General features: G+C 71.6%; 14 protein-coding genes. 8 read left to right on the plus strand and 6 right to left on the minus strand.

The features are described from left to right. The 4 genes from AC067Z_RS16565 to AC067Z_RS16580 all read right to left on the minus strand — a co-directional run bounded on the left by AC067Z_RS16565 (position 1) and on the right by AC067Z_RS16580 (position 5,870). A complete protein-coding gene (locus AC067Z_RS16565; RefSeq protein WP_478790423.1) occupies positions 1-1,695 on the minus strand; it encodes a S8 family peptidase in 1,695 nt (564 codons plus the stop codon). 991 nt (positions 1,696-2,686) lie between these two features. Continuing rightward, complete coding sequence (locus tag AC067Z_RS16570) at positions 2,687-3,127, minus strand: pyridoxamine 5'-phosphate oxidase family protein (protein WP_478790225.1); 441 nt, start codon at positions 3,125-3,127, stop codon at positions 2,687-2,689. 118 nt (positions 3,128-3,245) lie between these two features. Next, positions 3,246-4,775: an amino acid permease gene (locus tag AC067Z_RS16575; protein WP_478790226.1), complete on the minus strand. Its 1,530-nt coding sequence runs from the start codon at positions 4,773-4,775 to the stop codon at positions 3,246-3,248. 90 nt (positions 4,776-4,865) lie between these two features. Beyond that, on the minus strand, positions 4,866-5,870 hold the full coding sequence (locus AC067Z_RS16580; RefSeq protein ID WP_478790227.1) for a hypothetical protein: 1,005 nt from the start codon (positions 5,868-5,870) through the stop codon (positions 4,866-4,868). Between the two features lie 443 nt (positions 5,871-6,313). Here AC067Z_RS16580 and AC067Z_RS16585 point away from each other — a divergent pair, with 443 nt between their 5' ends. The 4 genes from AC067Z_RS16585 to AC067Z_RS16600 are packed head-to-tail and all read left to right on the plus strand — an operon-like array spanning position 6,314 to position 11,845. Next, complete coding sequence (locus AC067Z_RS16585; protein WP_478790228.1) at positions 6,314-7,771, plus strand: FGGY family carbohydrate kinase; 1,458 nt, start codon at positions 6,314-6,316, stop codon at positions 7,769-7,771. Continuing rightward, complete coding sequence (locus AC067Z_RS16590) at positions 7,768-9,204, plus strand: FAD-dependent oxidoreductase (RefSeq protein WP_478790229.1); 1,437 nt, start codon at positions 7,768-7,770, stop codon at positions 9,202-9,204. The genes AC067Z_RS16585 and AC067Z_RS16590 overlap by 4 nt, the downstream gene beginning before the upstream one ends. Continuing rightward, positions 9,201-10,436: an NAD(P)/FAD-dependent oxidoreductase gene (locus AC067Z_RS16595; protein WP_478790230.1), complete on the plus strand. Its 1,236-nt coding sequence runs from the start codon at positions 9,201-9,203 to the stop codon at positions 10,434-10,436. The genes AC067Z_RS16590 and AC067Z_RS16595 overlap by 4 nt, the downstream gene beginning before the upstream one ends. A 26-nt stretch (positions 10,437-10,462) precedes the next feature. Further along, positions 10,463-11,845, plus strand: a complete 1,383-nt coding sequence (locus tag AC067Z_RS16600; protein WP_478790231.1) for a DNA-3-methyladenine glycosylase 2 family protein — start codon at positions 10,463-10,465, stop codon at positions 11,843-11,845. Positions 11,846-11,942: 97 nt separating this feature from the next. Here the strand turns inward: AC067Z_RS16600 and AC067Z_RS16605 are convergent, their stop codons facing one another. Continuing rightward, on the minus strand, positions 11,943-12,365 hold the full coding sequence (locus AC067Z_RS16605) for a DUF350 domain-containing protein (protein WP_478790232.1): 423 nt from the start codon (positions 12,363-12,365) through the stop codon (positions 11,943-11,945). Between the two features lie 209 nt (positions 12,366-12,574). Between AC067Z_RS16605 and AC067Z_RS16610 the strand changes: the two genes are divergently transcribed. The 4 genes from AC067Z_RS16610 (at position 12,575) to AC067Z_RS16625 (ending at position 17,142) form a co-directional block, all read left to right on the plus strand. Beyond that, positions 12,575-13,132: a DoxX family protein gene (locus AC067Z_RS16610; protein ID WP_478790233.1), complete on the plus strand. Its 558-nt coding sequence runs from the start codon at positions 12,575-12,577 to the stop codon at positions 13,130-13,132. A gap of 363 nt (positions 13,133-13,495) precedes the next feature. Beyond that, positions 13,496-14,170, plus strand: a complete 675-nt coding sequence (locus AC067Z_RS16615) for a response regulator transcription factor (protein WP_478790234.1) — start codon at positions 13,496-13,498, stop codon at positions 14,168-14,170. 90 nt (positions 14,171-14,260) lie between these two features. Further along, on the plus strand, positions 14,261-15,805 hold the full coding sequence (locus AC067Z_RS16620) for an MFS transporter (RefSeq protein ID WP_478790235.1): 1,545 nt from the start codon (positions 14,261-14,263) through the stop codon (positions 15,803-15,805). A gap of 89 nt (positions 15,806-15,894) precedes the next feature. Further along, positions 15,895-17,142, plus strand: coding sequence for an FAD-dependent oxidoreductase (locus tag AC067Z_RS16625; protein WP_478790236.1), 1,248 nt, complete (start codon positions 15,895-15,897; stop codon positions 17,140-17,142). 18 nt (positions 17,143-17,160) lie between these two features. On the opposite strand, the gene AC067Z_RS16630 is transcribed toward AC067Z_RS16625, so the two are convergent. Continuing rightward, a complete protein-coding gene (locus AC067Z_RS16630; protein ID WP_478790237.1) occupies positions 17,161-17,682 on the minus strand; it encodes a TetR/AcrR family transcriptional regulator in 522 nt (173 codons plus the stop codon). Between the last annotated feature and the right edge of the window lie 86 nt (positions 17,683-17,768).

Genomic DNA, 17,768 nt, shown 5'->3' on the forward strand with positions numbered 1-17,768 from the left:
TCAGAAGGTGAGACCCCAGGAGTCGATGTAGCCGGTGTCACCGGAGGCCACATCGCGGACCTGGAGCTTCCAGGTGCCGTTCGCGATCTCGCTGGAGGCGTCGACGGTGTACGTCGCCAGCACGTTGTCGGCGTTGTCCGACCCCGAGGACGCCTTCAGGTTGCGCACGGTGCCGTCCGGGGCGACCAGATCGATCACCAGGTCACCGCGCCAGGTGTGCTTGATGTCCACGTCGACCTTGAGGGCGGCGGGGGCGTTGCCGGTGCGGCCGGTGACGGCGATCGAGGACGACACGGTGGTGTTGTCGGAGATCGTGACGTCCGCCGCGCTGCTGAACACGGTGCCGCCGGGCGTGGTGCCCGTGACGGCGTCGACCGTCTTGGCCGCGTCGGCGATGCCGGCGCCGCAGCCGCCCGAGCAGGTGCCGGGCAGCGGCCGCGCGTTGGCCTTCACCGCGGACTCGATGTCGGCCGGGGTCAGCGCCGGCTTGGCGGACTCCAGCAAGGCGGCCAGACCCGCGATGTGCGGGGCTGCCATCGACGTGCCCTGGTAGGGCTTGTAGTTCTCGGCCGCCTGGACGGTGGTGCCCGCGTTCAGCGTCGAGAGGATGCCGTTCTCCGGGGTGGTCACCGTGCCGGGCGTGTCCGTGGCGCGGCGGGTCTCGCCGCCGGGCGCCGCGACATCGACGATGCTGCCGTAGTTCGAGTAGAACGAACGGTTGCCCTCGCGGCTGGTGGACGCCACGTTGATGATGTTGGCACAGTTGGCCGGCGTGAAACCGGAGGCGTTGGTGTTGCTGTTGCCGGCCGCGACGACGACCGTCGTGCCGCGGGAGACGGCGCCGTTGATCGCGTTCTGGTACACGCTCGGGCAGGTGCTGCTCGCGCCGCCGAGGCTCAGGTTGATGACCTTCGCAGGGGTCGCGTTGGCCGGGACGCCCGGCACGGAGCCGCCGGAGGCCCAGGTGATCGCGTCGGCGATGTCCGCGGACGAGCCGCCGCACTTGCCGAGCACACGTACGGGCTGGATCTTCGCGTTGTACGCGATGCCCGCGACGCCCTTGCCGTTGCCGGTCGTCGCCGCGATGGTGCCCGCGACATGGGTGCCGTGCCAGGAGGAGTTGCTCGCCGGTGAACCGGTGCCGCACTCTCCGGCGGCGGCGTTCCAGTCGCCCTCGTCCTTGGCGTTGCTGTCACGGCCGTTGCCGTCGCGGGCGTCGGCGGAGCTGGAGATGAAGTCGTAGCCCGACACGACATTGCCGGCGACGTCCGAGTGGGTCGCGTAGCCGGTGTCGATGACGGCGACCGTCACACCGCTGCCGGTGCTCTTGTCCCAGGCGCCGGGGACGTTCATGCCGCCGGTGGCCTCGAACAGGTCCCACTGCTTGGCGTATTCGGTGTCGTTCGGCGTGACCGCCATCGCGTAGGCGCGGATGTCGGGCTCCACCGACGCGACCGACGGGTCGGCGCGGAACGCGTCCATGACCTCGGCCACGTCCTTCTTCGACGCCTCACCGCCCAGGTCGACCAGGGCGGAACCGCCGGCGAGCCGGCGCTCGAACGACAGACGCTCGCCGGTCTCGGTGCCCTTGGTGGTGGCATCGGTGGTGGCGGCGGTGTTCGAAGTGGCCTCGGCGGCCTTGGACTTGTAGGTGACGATGACCTTCTCGACCGGCGCCGACGGCAGGGCGGTCATCGCCTGTGACGCCGGTGCGGGCTTGGGTGCGGGATTCGCGGGCGCTGCGGCAAACGCCACGGAAGTCGTCGCGGCAACGCCGGCGAGCGTGGCGCTCGCTGCCGCGACGGCTATGAGTCTCCGCCTGGAACCGTTCAAGGTGTTCCTCTCGAATGACGGTTTCGAAAGCGCGAGCGGGCGGCGCGGGAACCGCGGTGCAGCGTGGGGGTTGCATTCCGCGGTTCCCCGGGCCGGGTGAGCCCGCGCGCCGCCGCCGGCACGACGGCCCCTGGGGAGAGGCCGACACCAACAGCCCCCGCGCTTCATGCACCTGACAGGCGAGTCCGAGTGGTTCGCGAGTCAGGGGGGCGGGTTCTGCCGGTGGGGCAGACAGTAGGAAAAGCGGAGGTGAACGCGATACGGGGAAAACCCTTGTTCCCCTCGCGCCCCCTGAGGGGCGGCACGAGGGCCGCGGCGCGGCCGGGCGGCAGCGAGGCTGTCGATGGCCTGCCCGTGCAGGGGGCCGGGTGCGCCGACGGGGAGGTGCCCGCGCGCCTGACGAGGGTCTGCGGTTACGGGGTTCCGGGCGGTCGGGTGCCGGGCGCCGACGAGCGCCCGTGCCGTGCCGCGCGGCGGAACGGGGTCGCCCTCGTGGGAGCGATGCGGGGCGGTGTGATGCCGTGCCCGCCCAGGGCCGGCCGGTGGGCGAGGGCTGCCAGGGCGCCGCGCCGTACGCCGGTCCGTCCGCGCCGGGGTGGGACATGGCCGCGGCTCTCGCCGGACAGCTGCTCGTGCCGAGGCTCACCGACCGGTGTGCCGTCTGGCTCGAACGCCGAGAACGACCGGCACGGGCGCCGCGAGGGCGGCCGGGAGGTCGCCTGGCCGGGTGTGCGTGCCGGTCCCCGCAGAGGGATCCGTCCGCCCGCCCGGGCGGGGGCGTGTCAGGTGCGTGCGTGTTGGGGCCGCACACAGCGGGCGGCGTCCCGCCCCCGCGGGGCGGGACGCCGCGCCGTCAGACCTGGCCGAGGTCCGCGCTCAGCCACCGCTGGGGGCGCATGTGGATGACCAGCTGATCGCCATGCTCCTTCCAGGCGAAGTCGACATACCCCTCGACCTTCTCCGCCGGGAGGTACCGGGCCGAGATCTCCTCCAGCTGCTCCCGCGTCGCCGGCACGCTCGCGACCACGGGACCTTCCACGGAGACGTAACGGATCGTCGGTTCGAGGCGGTCGACCATCAGGCTGAACCGGCCCGCCTCCGCGATCAGGCGGCCCTTGCGGGAGTCCCGGCCGGTCATGATCCAGATGTCCCCACCCGGTGCGTACTGGTACCAGATCGGCACGGTGAGCGGCGCGCGCCCACCGTTGCCGTCCTGGTCGCCCGCGTCGACCGCGAGTGCGGCGACGTGCGGCTCGGCCAGGAACTGTTCACGCTCGTGACGGGAGAGTGCCACGGCACAATCACTCCTTCGGTGCGGACGGCATCGGCTCCGGCGGTCACCGGTCCGACTCAGCTCAACCACACGGCCCCGCCACACATTCCGGGCCCGACTCCCCACGGCCCACGGCGAGTCAGACGATGTTCTCCGCCAGCTCCGACTGCTCCCGTGCGTTGCCGTACGCGGCGGGCGTGCTGTACGAGCGGCGCGCCACGAACCACCACACCGTCGCCAGTACCAGCACGGCCGCCAGGGCGATCGAGGCGTAGTTCATCGAGTCGACCGTCACGGGGTGGGACTGGGGCAGGCAGAACAGCACCGTCACGCCGGCCACCCACACCACGGCCACCCATCCGATCGGCCTGCTCCAACGGCCCAGGTTCCACGGTCCCGGCTCGAAACGCTTGCCCGCCCGCAGCCGCAGATAGACCGGGATCGCGTACGCCGGGGTGATACCGATGACGTTGATCGCGGTGACCGCTCCGTACGCGGTCGCCGAATAGAGCGACGGCAGCGCGAGCAGGCAGGCGAAGCCCACCGACAGCCACACCGCGGGGACCGGAGTCTGCGTGCGGCTGCTGACCTTGCGCCACAACGCCGAACCCGGCAGGGCGTTGTCCCGGCTGAACGCGAACACCATGCGGCTCGCGGCCGCCACTTCCGCGTTGCCGCAGAACAGTTGCGCCACGATGACGACCAGCAGCAGGGCGGACGCCGCGCCGTTGCCGAGCGCGTCGATCAGGATCTGCGCGGGCGGCACACCGGTGGCGGTCTCCTGGGTGCCGGCGTAGTCCTGGATCGCGAACGTCAGCCCCGCAAGCAGGGCGAAGCCGGCGAGCCACGAGACCCAGATGGAGCGCACGATGCCCTTGGCGGCCGCGACCGACGCGTTCGAGGTCTCCTCGGACAGATGGGCCGAGGCGTCGTACCCGCAGAACGTGTACTGGGCGAGCAGCAGACCGATCGCGGCCACGTAGACCGGGTTGTCCCAGCCCGTTCCGTTGACGAACTCGCCGAAGACGAACTCCGGCGACCGGTGGTCCGACGGCACGATCGCCAGCGCGCCCACGATGAGCGCGACACCGCCCAGATGCCACCACACGCTGACCGAATTGAGCACACTCACCAGCCGCACACCGAACAGGTTCAGCGTGGCGTGCAGCAGCAGAATGCACATGAAGATGACCATCGTGGAGCCCGGGGTGGGCTCGAACCCCCACTGGAGATTCAGGAAGGCGCCGGTGAACAGGGCGCAGCCGTAGTCGATGCCGGCGATGGCACCCAGCAGGCCGAGCAGATTCAGCCAGCCCGTGTACCAGCCCCACTTGCGCCCGCCGAGGCGGTCGGCCATGTAGTACAACGCGCCCGACGTCGGGTAGGCGCTGGTGACCTCGGCCAGCGCCATGCCCACGCACAGTACGAACAGGCCGACACCCACCCAGCCCCACAGCATCACCGAGGGGCCGCCGGTGTTGAGACCGAAGCCGTAGAGGGTCATGCATCCGGACAGGATCGAGATCACCGAGAAGCTGATCGCGAAGTTGCCGAAACCGCCCATCCGGCGGGCGAGGACCGGCTGGTAGCCGAGTTCCCGCAGCCGCTCCTCCTCGTCCCTGGACGGGGCCCGGTCGGAACCCGACGACTTCGGCGCGGATATGGACATGGGAGTACCTCCGGGGGCAGGCAGGGGACGGGAACGAGCAGGCAGGGGACGGGGGCGAGCGGTCGGGCGCCGGGGGAGCGGGGGTGTGTCTCAGGAACCCTTTCCGCCTGACCGGCCGGCCGCGAGACAGCGCGCACGGGCGCGCACGAACACCTCCTCGGCAAGCGCCGCCTCCGCGGGATCGTGGGTGCGGTAGGCCCACGGCTGAGGCGTGTAGTAGGGGCCGAGTGCCTCGAAGACCCGGCCGGCGTCGGCGAAGAGCAGGGCACCCCACAGCGCATGGGCGAGATGGCTGAGATCCAGCAGCGAGCGGTGCGCCGGCCGGGCGGCGTCGAACCAGTCGCTCAGGGCCAGCTGTGCGTCCCGAACCGCTTCGTCGGTGACCCAGTGCAGGTCCAGCGCCTTCTCGTGGCCGTTATCGCGGCGATGGCGCTCCACCCGCACATAGAGCGGAAGCACTTTCAGTGCGGATCCGGAAGTGGCCGACGTCGCTGCCCACTGTGCGAAGTTGACAGCCTCGGACAGCCGGCCGCCGCCCGGGCCCCGCGCGTAGACGAACTGCAGCATCCGGTGGTACGCCTCGCGATTGTGCGGGTCGCGTTCGTCGGCCCGGGCCAGCAGACCCCAGGGGCCGGGGAACAGCATCGGGCCCGGCGGCGCTGCCCGGTGCTCGTCCAGCCGCTGTTCGCCGTCGAGCCGGGCCAGCGCCAGCAGGCAGATCCAGGGGACCGGATCGTCCGGGGCCACGTGGGCGGCTGCGCGGCACGCCTCCCAGGCCTCGTGCCACAACTCCTGCGTGCGGCGATGCCCTTCGCGATGGGCGCGCAGCGCCCGCTCCACCACCACCCGGCAGTGCATCACCACGGCGGCCGTGCTCGCGGGCTCCTCCGACCGCCACGCCTGCACGGTGTCCGAACCGGCCGCGACCGCGGCCAGCACCTGGGTGCGCTGCGTCCACGCGTGCCAGTCGGTGGTCGCCGCCAGCAGGTTCCGCATGGCCAGCCACCGGCCGGTGCGCAACTCCTGCAGAGCGGCCCGCAGCTCCCTGTCGTGCCCGGCCGGGTGGTACACGGGACGGCCCTCCACCTGTGCCATCAGCGGGTCGCCGTCGGCGGACGAGGCGCGGAAGACGGGGCTAACACGGCCGCGGAGCCCTCGCTTGATTCGGGCTGCGGCGGAGATCGGGCGGGACGATGCTGGTCATGGGGCCTCTTGGGACGTGGGGGTGAGGCGTGCGGGAACACCGGCCGGGGGTCGGGCCGGCCGGGTACAGGACATCCGGTGAGTGTCCGGGGCGTCGGTGTCGGGGTGCCCGGTGGTCGGCCGGACAACGGCACAGCGTCACGGTCCGAGGGCCTGCAGCAGGTCCCCGTTCCGCTTGTCGCGACGCGCCGATCTTACTCAACAATGCGCAAGCGGCAAGAAGTTGATGATGTGTCAGTGGAGCCGGAGTGCCTCCGGCCTTGACGCGCGAGGGCCGTGCGGGCGACCCTTTCCATCAGCGATCAAGGATGACTCCAGCGAGGAACGGAGTGGCCGTGACAGGCCCTGTGCTTGCCGTCGACCAGGGCACGTCCGGGACGAAGGCACTGGTCATCTGTCCCGAGCGTGGCGTCATCGGCAGCGGCACCGCACCCCTCGCACCCCGCCACGGCCCGGGCGGCCGTGTCGAGGTGGATCCGCACGCGCTGCTCTCCTCCGTCGTCGACGCCGGACGGCAGGCGCTCGCCCGGGCGGGCGAACCGGTCTCGGCGGTCGGCCTCGCCAACCAGGGCGAGACCGTCCTCGCCTGGGACCCCGCCGACGGCGAACCGCTCACCGACGCCATCGTCTGGCAGGACCGGCGCGCCGCGTCCGTCTGCGAGGAACTCGCCCCGCACGCCGATGAGTTGCTCCGGCTCACCGGACTCCCGCTGGATCCGTACTTCGCCGGGCCGAAGATGGCGTGGATCCGTCGTCACCTCACCCGCGAAGGCGTTGTCACCACCAGTGACTCCTGGCTCGTCCACCGGCTCACCGGAGCGTTCGTCACCGACGCGGCCACCGCGGGGCGGACCCAACTCCTCGATCTCGACCGCGTCGCATGGTCCCCGCGCGCCCTGGACCTCTACGGCCTCGGCGACGAGCCGATGCCCGAGGTCGTCGACGCGGACGGCCCGGTGGGCGTCACCACCGCGTTCGGGCCCGGAGTCGCGCTCACCGGGCTGCTCGTGGACCAGCAGGCAGCGCTGCTTGCCCAGAGCGTCACCGCACCGGGCATCGCCAAATGCACCTACGGCACGGGGGCGTTCCTCCTCGCCCAGACCGGACCGCAGGCCCGGCGCGCCACCACCGGCCTCGTCAGCTGTGTCGCCTGGCGCCTCGGCGGGCACACCAGCTACTGCCTCGACGGTCAGGTGTACACCGCCGCGTCCGCCGTGCGCTGGCTGACCGACCTCGGTGTCATCTCCGGCGCCGCCGACCTCGACCCCGTCGGCTCCGCCGTCCCCGACAGCGGCGGTGTCACCTTCGTCCCGGCGCTCGCGGGCCTCGCCGCCCCCTGGTGGCGCGGCGATCTGCGGGGGTCGCTCACCGGACTCGGGCTCGACACCGGGCCCGGGCACCTCGTCAGAGCCCTGTGCGAGGGGATCGCGGCACAGGTCGCCGGGCTCACCGACGCCGTGGCCGCCGACCTCGGGACACCGCTGACCTGTCTGCGCGTCGACGGCGGCCTCAGCCGGTCCGCGCTGCTCATGCAGACCCAGGCCGACCTTCTCCAACTCCCCGTCGAGGTATCGGCGTTGCCCGATGCGACCGCGCTCGGTGTCGGCGCGGTCGCCCGGCTCGGCCTGGACCCGACGCTGACACCGGAGCAAGTGGTTCCCGCCTGGCGGCCGGGCGCGGTCTACGAGCCGCGGATCAACGCCGACCAGGCGGCCGAACGCCTCGCCCGCTTCCGCGCCGAGGTCGCGGCCCTGCTGGCACGCTCCGCGACCGCACCGGCACCGGCAGCATGACGGTCACCACCGCGGGCGACCTGCCCGGCCACGTCCACGATGTCGTGGTCGTGGGCGCGGGTGTCGTCGGCACGGCCATCGCCCGTGAACTGGCCGCCCACCCGCTGCGCATCGCCGTCGTCGACGCGGGCGACGACGTCGGCACCGGCTCGTCCAAGGCCAACACCGCCATCCTCCACACCGGATTCGACGCCGTCCCCGGCACCCTCGAAGCACGGCTCGTACGCGACGGACGGCGGCGCCTCGCCGCGTACGCAGCCGAGAGCGGCATCCCTGTCGAACCCGTCGGCGCCCTCCTGGTCGCCTGGGACGACGAGCAGCACGACGCGCTGCCCGCGCTCGCGGAGAAAGCCGCACGCAACGGCTGCCACGACACCCGGCTGCTGGACGCCGCCGAGACGTACCGTCGAGAACCCCGGCTCGGTCCCGGCGCACTGGGCGCCCTGGAAGTGCCCGGCGAATCGGTCATCTGCCCCTGGACCACCACACTCGCCTACGCCACCCAGGCCGTGCGCGCCGGAGTCGGCCTGCACCTGAACTGCCGCGTGGAATCCGTCGGCAGAGGCAGCTGCCACGAACTGTCCACCGACCGCGGGGTGTTGCGCACCCGCTACCTCGTCAACGCCGCCGGACTGCACGCCGACACACTCGACCGGCTGCTCGGCCACGACGACTTCACCGTCACCCCACGCCGCGGCCAGCTGATCGTCTACGACAAGCTCGCCCGCCCCCTCGTCCGCCACATCCTGCTGCCCGTGCCCACCGCCCTCGGCAAGGGCGTACTCGTCGCACCGACCGTCCACGGCAATGTGCTCCTCGGCCCGACCGCCGAGGACCTCGACGACAAGCAGGCCACCGGGTCGACGGCTCAGGGGCTCGAGCTTCTGCGGGCAAAGGGCCGGCGGATCGTGCCCGCCCTGATCGACGAGGAGGTCACCGCCGTCTACGCGGGACTGCGCGCGGCCACTGGGCACGAGGACTACCGCATCCGCTCCCACCCCCGGCAGCGGTACGTCACCGTTGGCGGTATCCGCTCCACCGGCCTGACCGCGTCGATGGCCATCGCCGCCCACGTGTCGGACCTGCTGGGCGACGCGGGCCTGGGCCTCGGACCCGCGCACGCCCTGGAGCCGGTGCACATGCCCAACATCGGTGAGGCGTCCGCGCGCCCCTGGCAACGGGCCGATCTGATCGCCGAGGACCCCGCGTACGGGAACGTCGTCTGCCACTGCGAGCGCGTCACCGAGGGCGAGATCCGCGACGCGCTGCACAGCACGGTGCCGCCCGCGTCGCTCGACGGACTGCGACGCCGCACACGTGCCCGCGGTGGCCGCTGTCAGGGGTTCTACTGCGCGAGCACGGTCCACGCTCTCTTCGAGAAGCACCGCCTGTTCGAGAAGCACCGCGGATCCGCCGCGGAGCCCACCCGATGAGCCGCCGCGCACGCACCGTCGACGTACTCGTCGTCGGTGCGGGGCCCGCCGGACTCGCCGCGGCCACCGTCCTCGCCGCACACGGCGCGGGCCACGTCGAGATCGTGGAACGCGAACAGCAGCCCGGCGGCATCCCGCGCCACAGCTGCCACCGGGGCTTCGGCCCCCGGCACCGGCCGCTCGACGGTCCCGTGTTCGCCCGCCGCCTCGTGGACGCCGCCCTCGCCGCCGGAGCCGTACTGCGCACCGGCGTCATCGCCACCGGTCCGGCCGGGCCGGGCACACTGGACATCACCTACGCCGGCGGGCTGGAGCGCATCGGCGCCCGGGCTGTCGTCCTGGCCACGGGCGCACGCGAACGCCCCCGCAGCGCCAGGCTGATTCCCGGCACCAGGCCCGACGGCGTCCTCACCACCGGCGAACTCCAGCAGGCCGTCCACCTCCACCGCAGAACGGTCGGACGCCTGGCCGTCGTCGTCGGCGCCGACCCCGTCGCCCTCACCGCGGTGCGCACCCTGCAGGCGAGCGGCGCCCGGGTCGCGGCCCTGGTCACCGACCGGAACCACGGCCCACTGCAGTCCCCGCGCCACCGCGTCCCGGTCGTCACCGGGAGCACGGTCGCCGAACTGACCGGCCACGGCCGGCTGACCGGCGTACGGCTGCACGGCCCGGACGGCGCCCACCGGTTCGTCGCATGCGACACCCTCGTCCTCACCGGGGACTGGATCCCCGACCACGAACTCGCCCGGCACGCGGGCATCACGATCGACCCCGCCACCCGCGGACCCGCCGTCGACACCGCCCTGCGCACCGCGGTGCCCGGCGTCTTCGCCGCCGGAAACCTGCTGCGCGGTGTCGAACCCGCGACCCCGGCCGCCATGGAGGGCCGGGCCGCCGCGCGCGGCGTACTGCGGTATCTCGACGGTGCCGACTGGCCGGCGGCCGCCGTACCGCTGCGCGCCGAGCCGCCGCTGCTGCGCATCACCCCCAACCTGCTCACGGCCGACGGCCCGCTCCCGCCGCACGAGCACTTCACCCTGCGCACCGCAGTACGGCTCGTCCGCCCGGTCCTCGTCGTCGAACAGGACGGCACCGTCCTCGACCGGCAGCGGCTGCCGCGCACCGCCGTGCCCGACCGGCCGGTCCACCTGCGGGCCCACCGGCTTGCCGGGGCGGACCCGGGCGGCGGCCCCCTCCGGATCAGCGTCATGTCCGATATCCGCCAGCCCTGAACCCCGGACGCTCCCATACTGGCGGTATGACGATCGACGACAGCCGGGTCGAGGACAGCCGATACCAGGCCGTGAGCAGCCGGGACGCCCGCTTCGACGGTGTGTTCTTCTTCGCCGTCGCCACCACCGGCATCTACTGCCGCCCCAGCTGCCCCGCGATCACCCCCAAGCGCCGCAACGTGTCCTTCTACCGCACCGCGGCAGCCGCCCAGGGCGCCGGGTACCGTGCCTGCCGCCGCTGCCGCCCCGACGCCGTACCGGGCTCCGCCGAATGGAACGTCCGCGCGGACGTCGTCGGCCGCGCCGTACGGCTCATCGGTGACGGGGTCGTCGACCGCGAAGGCGTCGTGGGACTGGCCACCCGTCTCGGCTACAGCACCCGCCAGGTCCAGCGCCAGCTCAACGCCGAACTCGGCGCCGGGCCGATCGCGCTCGCCCGGGCGCAGCGCGGGCACACCGCCCGCGTACTGCTGCAGACGACGACCCTGCAGGCGGCGGAGATCGCGTTCGCCGCCGGATTCGCGAGCGTGCGGCAGTTCAACGACACGATCCGTGAGATCTACGCCGCCACCCCCGGTGAACTGCGCGCCGCGCGCCCCGGCCGCACCCTCGCGCGGGGCGGCGGTGCCGGTGTCCCGCTGCGGTTGGCCTACCGGGGCCCGTACGCGACGGACGACATGTTCGACCACCTTGCGGCCGAGGCCGTGCCCGGAATCGAGGAGCTCACCGGTGCGCCGGGTGCCCGCACCTACCGGCGCACCCTGCGGCTGCCCGGCGGTCCCGGCATCGCCGAGGTGTCCGAACAGCCCGGACCCGGCGGCTGGTTGGAGTGCCGACTCCACCTGGAGGACCTGCGCGACCTGACGACCGCGACGCAGCGGATACGGCGCCTCTTCGACCTGGACGCCGACCCCGTGGCCGTCGCCGAACGCCTCGGTGCCGACCCCGTCCTGGCCCCGCTCGTCGCGGACCGCCCCGGCCTCCGTGTGCCCGGCGCGGCAGACCCGCACGAGGCCGCGATCCGCGTGGTGGCGTACGACGCCGCCGCACTCGTGAGGGACCACGGCGAACCGCTGCCCGTCCGGAGCGGCGGCCTGACCCACCTCTTCCCGACCGCGAACCGCCTCGCCGCGGCAGACCTGCCGGCCCTGCGCCCTCTCGCCACCGCCCTCGCCGTCGGCGACCTGCGACTGGACGCCGGCGCAGACCGTGACGCCACCGAACGCAGCCTGCACGCCCTGCCCGGCATCGACGCCCCGACAGCGGCCCGCATCCGCACGCACGCACTGGGCGACCCGGACGTGCTCATGCCCGATGCGGTGCCGCATCTGTCGGATCCGGAGCGATGGCGGCCGTGGAGGTCGTACGCGATGCGGTATCTGCGGGGTGCGGCGGCCCGCCGTCAGTAGACGGGATCCCGCGACAGCGCGTCGGGGAACGGTCAGAGAATATCAACAGGCGTGCACACACCCGGGGTTGTCCACAGCCGGCGGGATCCCGCGCCGGTCAGGCGATGCACGCCGAAACGATCGCGGACACCGCGACGTTGCACGATGCCGTCACCCACACCGCCGGGTGCGGTTCCCGCTCGACCAGGGTGGCGCCGAGCCTGCCCGGCGTGACCAGGTCGAGAACGAGGAACGCGACCGCCATCATCACCAGGCCCAGCAGCCCGAACGCGGCGGTGGAGACGAGGCCCTTGCCGAAGTCCTCGTACGTCGTCCAGATCGACGTGAACACGATGCCGCCGATGCCCAGCAGCGCCGAACTCAGCAGCACGGCCGCATTGCGATTGCGCTCCTCCCAGATCTGCCGGCCAAGCTTGCCCGGCGTCAGCAGGTCGACCAGAACGATGCCGAGGATCAGGAGGACCACTCCGAGGGCGCCGTAGGCGCTCGCGCGGCCGAGTCCGTTGACTATGTCGGTCATTGCGGGGGAGTCTCCGAGTCTGAGTGATCGTTCCTGTCAAGGGCGCGCAAAATCTACCGCACGGTTTCGGCCGCCCCACCGGTGCCCCACCGTACGCACCGCCCCGGATCCGGCAGCCTCACCCGTACGGTCCAGCAACACAGCGGACCGGGGCCTCCTTCGGTCGAGAGTGGAGGACGTCGCCCTCCACCTCCGCACCGGGAGCAGTCATGACCACCCTTCTCCGCCGAGACATCGGCCTGCTCGCCCTGCGCGTCGGCACCGGCGCCGTACTGGCCGCCCACGGCTCGCAGAAGCTCTTCGGCTGGTTCGGGGGCGGCGGCATCGACGGCACCATGAAGGGCATGGAGGCGATGGGTTTCCATCCGCCGAGGGCGAGCGCGATCGCCTCCGGCGCCACGGAGACGGGGGCCGGAGTGCTCCTCGTGCTGGGGCTCGCGACGCCCGCCGCCGGCGCCGCGGCTGCCGGGACCATGGCGGGAGCCGTGTCCGTGCACGCGCCTGCCGGCTTCTTCAGCCAGTCCGGAGGCTTCGAGTACCCGGCGTTCCTCGGCTTCGTCGCGGCCGCCGTGGGACTCACCGGCGCCGGCCGGTACTCCCTCGACCACGCCACCTCGCACCGCTTCGACCAGCCGTGGACGCTCGCCGCGGCTTTCGCCGCCAGCGCGCTGGCCGCGGCCGCTGTCATCGGCAAACGCGCCATGGACCAGGCCGGACCGGACGCGGACGACTCCGCGGAGATGTTCGGCGAGCGCGAGGAGGAATAGTGGGTGACGTTACCCGGTCGAGTGTTGCGCAAACACATTCCGAATCCTGTACGGAGAATTGACGGAGCGTGCATAGGTAACCGTCTGGCATATGCCCCACGCGTTGCATCCTACCCCAGGCGCGCCAACGACCGTCGCCCGCAACCGAATTGGGTAAAGGCGGAATGGTGAATTCAGCATTTCGCGGGCCCGCTCCGGGGAAACAAGTCGTCGATGATCCGCCCCGAGGTTCGCTACGGAGGTAGTGTCGGACATCCGCAGTCGGTTCAGAGCCGAAACGAATGCGGAACGGGGGAGGAGGGACTTACAGGTGTCCTCGTCCTGTCGGATTTCCCAGTCTGTAAGCGAACCGAGGGATCATAGATGACCGTGATCAAAGTCCTCCTGGTCGACAGCGAACAGATCGTTCTCGAGGGTTTACGCAAGCTCCTCGACAGCTTCGACGAGTTCACCGTGGTGTCCACGGCCCTGGACGGCGCTTCGGCGATCCGGGCACTGCGTGCGCACCGCCCGCACATCGTTGTCACGGGTCTGAGCATCGCGGGGGCGGGCGGCATCCACGCAGCCCGGCTGATCCGCAAGGACTCCGAACATGTCCGGATCGTCATCCTCAGCTCCAACCAGCAGCCCGTCTTCATGCGGGAGGCCTTCGTGGCCGGCGCCAACGCCTACCTCTCGCGCCGCATCAGCGGCGAGGAACTGCGCCAGACCCTGCTCGCCGTGCACCGCGACGGTGCGGCGCTCTCCGGCGCGGCGGCCGGGCTGATCCTGCAGATCGCCTCGGGGCGTCCCCCCGAGGACGACTGTCCGCTGTCCCAACTGACCGGGCGCGAGCGGCAGATCCTCTCGCTCGTCGCCGACGACCACGACACCGGGCACATCGCCCGGCATCTGGGCATCAGCCCGAAGACCGTACGCAACTACCTCAGCCGCATCTACGCCAAGCTCGGTACTCCCAACCGGGTCCAGACCACCCTCTACGCCAAGCGCTTCATGGGGCGGCAGTGGCAGCCGGACGGCGTTCCGGTCGAGCCGTAGTCATGCTCCGGGCGTTCCTTGCGCCTGTCGGCGCAATTACGCTACGCTCCTCGTAGCGTATTTAAATGATCATTCATGGAGGAGCGCCCCATGACCGGCAGCCGCTGGTGGACCCTCGTACTGGTGTGCGTCGGCAGCTTCATGCTGTTGCTCGACGTCACGATCGTGAACATCGCCCTTCCCGACATCGAGGAGGCGCTGGACGCCTCGCTCAGTGATCTGCAGTGGGTGGTCGCCGCATACGCGGTCGCCCTGTCGGCGGCGCTGCTGACGGCGGGGTCGCTTGCCGACAGGTTCGGCCGGCGGGCGGTCTTCGCCGTCGGCATGGCGCTGTTCACGGTCGCCTCCCTGTTGTGCGGCATAGCGGGCGATCCGCTGTTCCTCAACGCTGCCCGCGTTCTTCAGGGGCTGGGTGCGGCGGCGCTGCTGGCCACCTCGCTGGCCCTGCTCGCCGCCGCCTATCCCGGCAACAAGGAACGGCATCTGGCGCTCGCCGTCTGGGGTGCCGTCAGCGGCGCGGCCCTCGCGGTCGGTCCGCTGGCCGGCGGCGTCCTGGTGGAGGCCATCGGCTGGCGCTGGATCTTCCTGGTCAACCTGCCGATCGGCGTGCTCGCCCTGATCGGGGCGCTCACCCGGATGGCGGAGTCCCGGGCGCAGGTGTCCGGCCGTGTCGACTGGCCCGGATTCCTCACGCTCAGCACCGCCCTGGGTGCGCTCTCGTTCGCGCTTCTGCGCGCCAACGAGGCGGGCTGGAGCAGCACTCAGGTCGTCACGGCGTTCATCGTCGCCGTGGTGGCCCTGGTGCTGTTCGTGTGGATCGAACGGACCCGCAGCAACCCGATGCTGCCCGGCGTCGTCTTCGGGCGCATTACCACCACCGGCGCCAGCCTCGGGGTGCTCGCGATGAGCTCCACCGCCTTCGCCCTGCTGCTGTATCTCACGCTCTATCTGCAGACGGTGCTCGGCCTGGAGCCCCTGGAGGCCGGACTGCGGCTGCTGCCCCTCACGCTGTCGATCTTCGTCGCCTCGGCGCTCGCGGCGCGGGCCGGATCGGTCGTGCCCGCCCGCTGGCTGGTCTCCGGCGGACTGGCCCTCATCGGCGCCGGGCTGCTCCTGATGGGCGGCCTGGAGACCTCCGACGACTGGACGGCGCTGCTGGCCGGTCAGTTGGTCACCGGCCTCGGTGTCGGCCTCGTCAACCCCAACGTCGTCGCGGCGGCGATGGGTGCGGTCGACTCCGAGCGGTCCGGCGTGGCCTCCGGTCTCAACAACACCTTCCGGTCCCTGGGCATCGCGCTCGGAGTGGCCGTCATGGGCGCCGTGTTCGCCGAGCGGGTGAAGGACTCCGTCTCGAGTGCCCTGGCCGGCACTCCGCTCGCCGACCGCGCCGACGGCCTCGCCCACGCCGTGTCCTCGGGACAGATGGGCAAGGCCGTGGGGCAACTGCCGCCCCAGGAACGGGGAATCTTCGCCCAGGCCGCCCAGGCGGGCTTCATCGACGGGCTGAACTCGATCCTCGTCTTCGCCGCGGTCGTCGCCTTCGCCGGCGCCGTGGCGGTCCTTCCGTTGATCAGAAGCCGTGACATGCAGATGAGCGGCGAGACGGCACAGATGGCCGCCGTCGCCGGTCACTGACCCTCGTCACGGCTGCGCGTAGTCCGGGAGCCGCGCGCCCGGCCACCGGGCGGCGGCTCCTCTACCTCCCACTCTCAGGAGTCATCGCGGTGCACACCGAATACACTCGCTGCGTCGTCGTGGGCGGAGGTCCTGCCGGCATGATGGCAGGCCTGCTGCTCGCCAGGCAGGGCGTCGAGGTCGTCGTACTGGAGAAACACGGCGACTTCTTGCGGGACTTCCGCGGGGACACGGTCCATCCGTCGACGCTCCGGCTGATCGAGGAACTCGGCTGGATCGACGAGTTCCTGACCCTGCCGCACAGCAAGGTGACCACCATCAGCGTGGAAACCCCCGCCGGGCGCACGGACTTCGCGGACTTCTCCAAGATCGGCGGCAAGCACCCGTACATCGCCTTCATGCCGCAGTGGGACGTCCTCGACTTCCTGGCCAGGAAGGGCAGCCAGTACCCCGGCTTCCGGCTGATCCAGAACGCGGAGGCGACCGAGCTGGTCCGCGAGGGCGACGAAGTCCTCGGCGTGCGGGCCACGACCCCGAACGGTCCGCTGGAACTGCGCGCGGACGTCGTGATCGCCGCGGACGGCCGGCACTCGGCCATGCGCGCATCGGCGGGCCTCCAGCCGTCCGTCAGCCAGGCGCCGATGGACGTGCTGTGGTTCCGGCTCAGCCGGAAGCCCGACGAACAGCTGACGTTCCTGCACACCGGCGCCGGCTTCGTGCTGATCACCATCGACCGCGGTACGTACTGGCAGATGGCCTACGTCATTCCCCAGGGCGCCTACGAGACGGTGCGCGACGAGGGAATAGAGCGGCTGCGCGACGACGTGAGCGCCGTCAACGCCGGTCTCGGCGCACGGATGTCCGAGGAGATCACCGGCTGGGACGACGTGAAGCTGCTCACCGTGCGCGTCGACCGGCTGCGCACCTGGCACCGTCCCGGTCTGCTGTGCATCGGGGACGCGGCGCACGCGATGTCCCCGGCCGGCGGCGTGGGCATCAACCTGGCCGTCCAGGACGCCGTCGCCGCCGCCCGAATCCTCGGACCTGTGCTGCGAGCGGGGCGCGCTCCCGACCGGCGCGATCTGCACAAGGTGCAGCGCCGTCGTGAACTGCCCGTACGGGCAGTCCAGTTGGCCCAGGTCCACATGCTCGCCGACCTGTACCCCAAGAACCGGCAGGCCACCGTCGAGCGGCCGTTCGCGGCACGGGTGGTGCGGCGCTTCTCGTTCCTGAACAAATGGACCGCCTGGTTCATCGGCGTCGGCCTGCGCCCCGAGCACATCGGGCCGGCCACGGCCGGGGCCGGCGCGGGAGCGGGACGCCGCACCGGGACCTGACGCCGCCCCGCCGTCGCATCACGCCGCGACAGCGGGCCACAGCGTGTCGAGAACCGTGTCCGCCCAGTCGGCGGGCACGGTTCCCTGCATCGCCGAGCGGGCGATGAAAGATCCGGCCAGCATGCTCACCACCGTGGGGCAGTCGATTTCCGGCCGGAGATCGCCGTCGGCGATCCCCTCCTGGAGAGCCGCCAGCAGTACATCGATCCGGGGCTGCAGCACGCTCTCACGGAACGCACGGGAGAATTCCGGATCGTCCTCGTCGCCGCGCAGGAGAGCGGCCAGTGCGCGCAGCCCCACGACTTCTTCGAGGCCCTGACGGAATTGCCCGAGAAGGAAACGGAGACGCTGCCTGGTGGAAAGGTCCGTCGGAGGTTCCGGAATTCCCTCGACGAAGCCGAGCGAGGCGCGGAGAAGTTCGTAACGGTTGCGATAACGGCGGTAGATCGTCGTCTTCGCGCAACCGGAATGGAGCGCGACAGCCTCCATCGTGACACCCTGCGGACCGCGCTCCCGCAGCAGTTGCAGTGCAGAGCCCACGATTACCCGGGAAACGTCCTCACTGCGCGGCCGGCCGGGTGTCGGGCGGCCATTTCTTTCCTGTCTCATTATCGGTAAGTGTAGCG

The sequence above is a fragment of the Streptomyces sp. NPDC043812 genome (assembly GCF_056436245.1).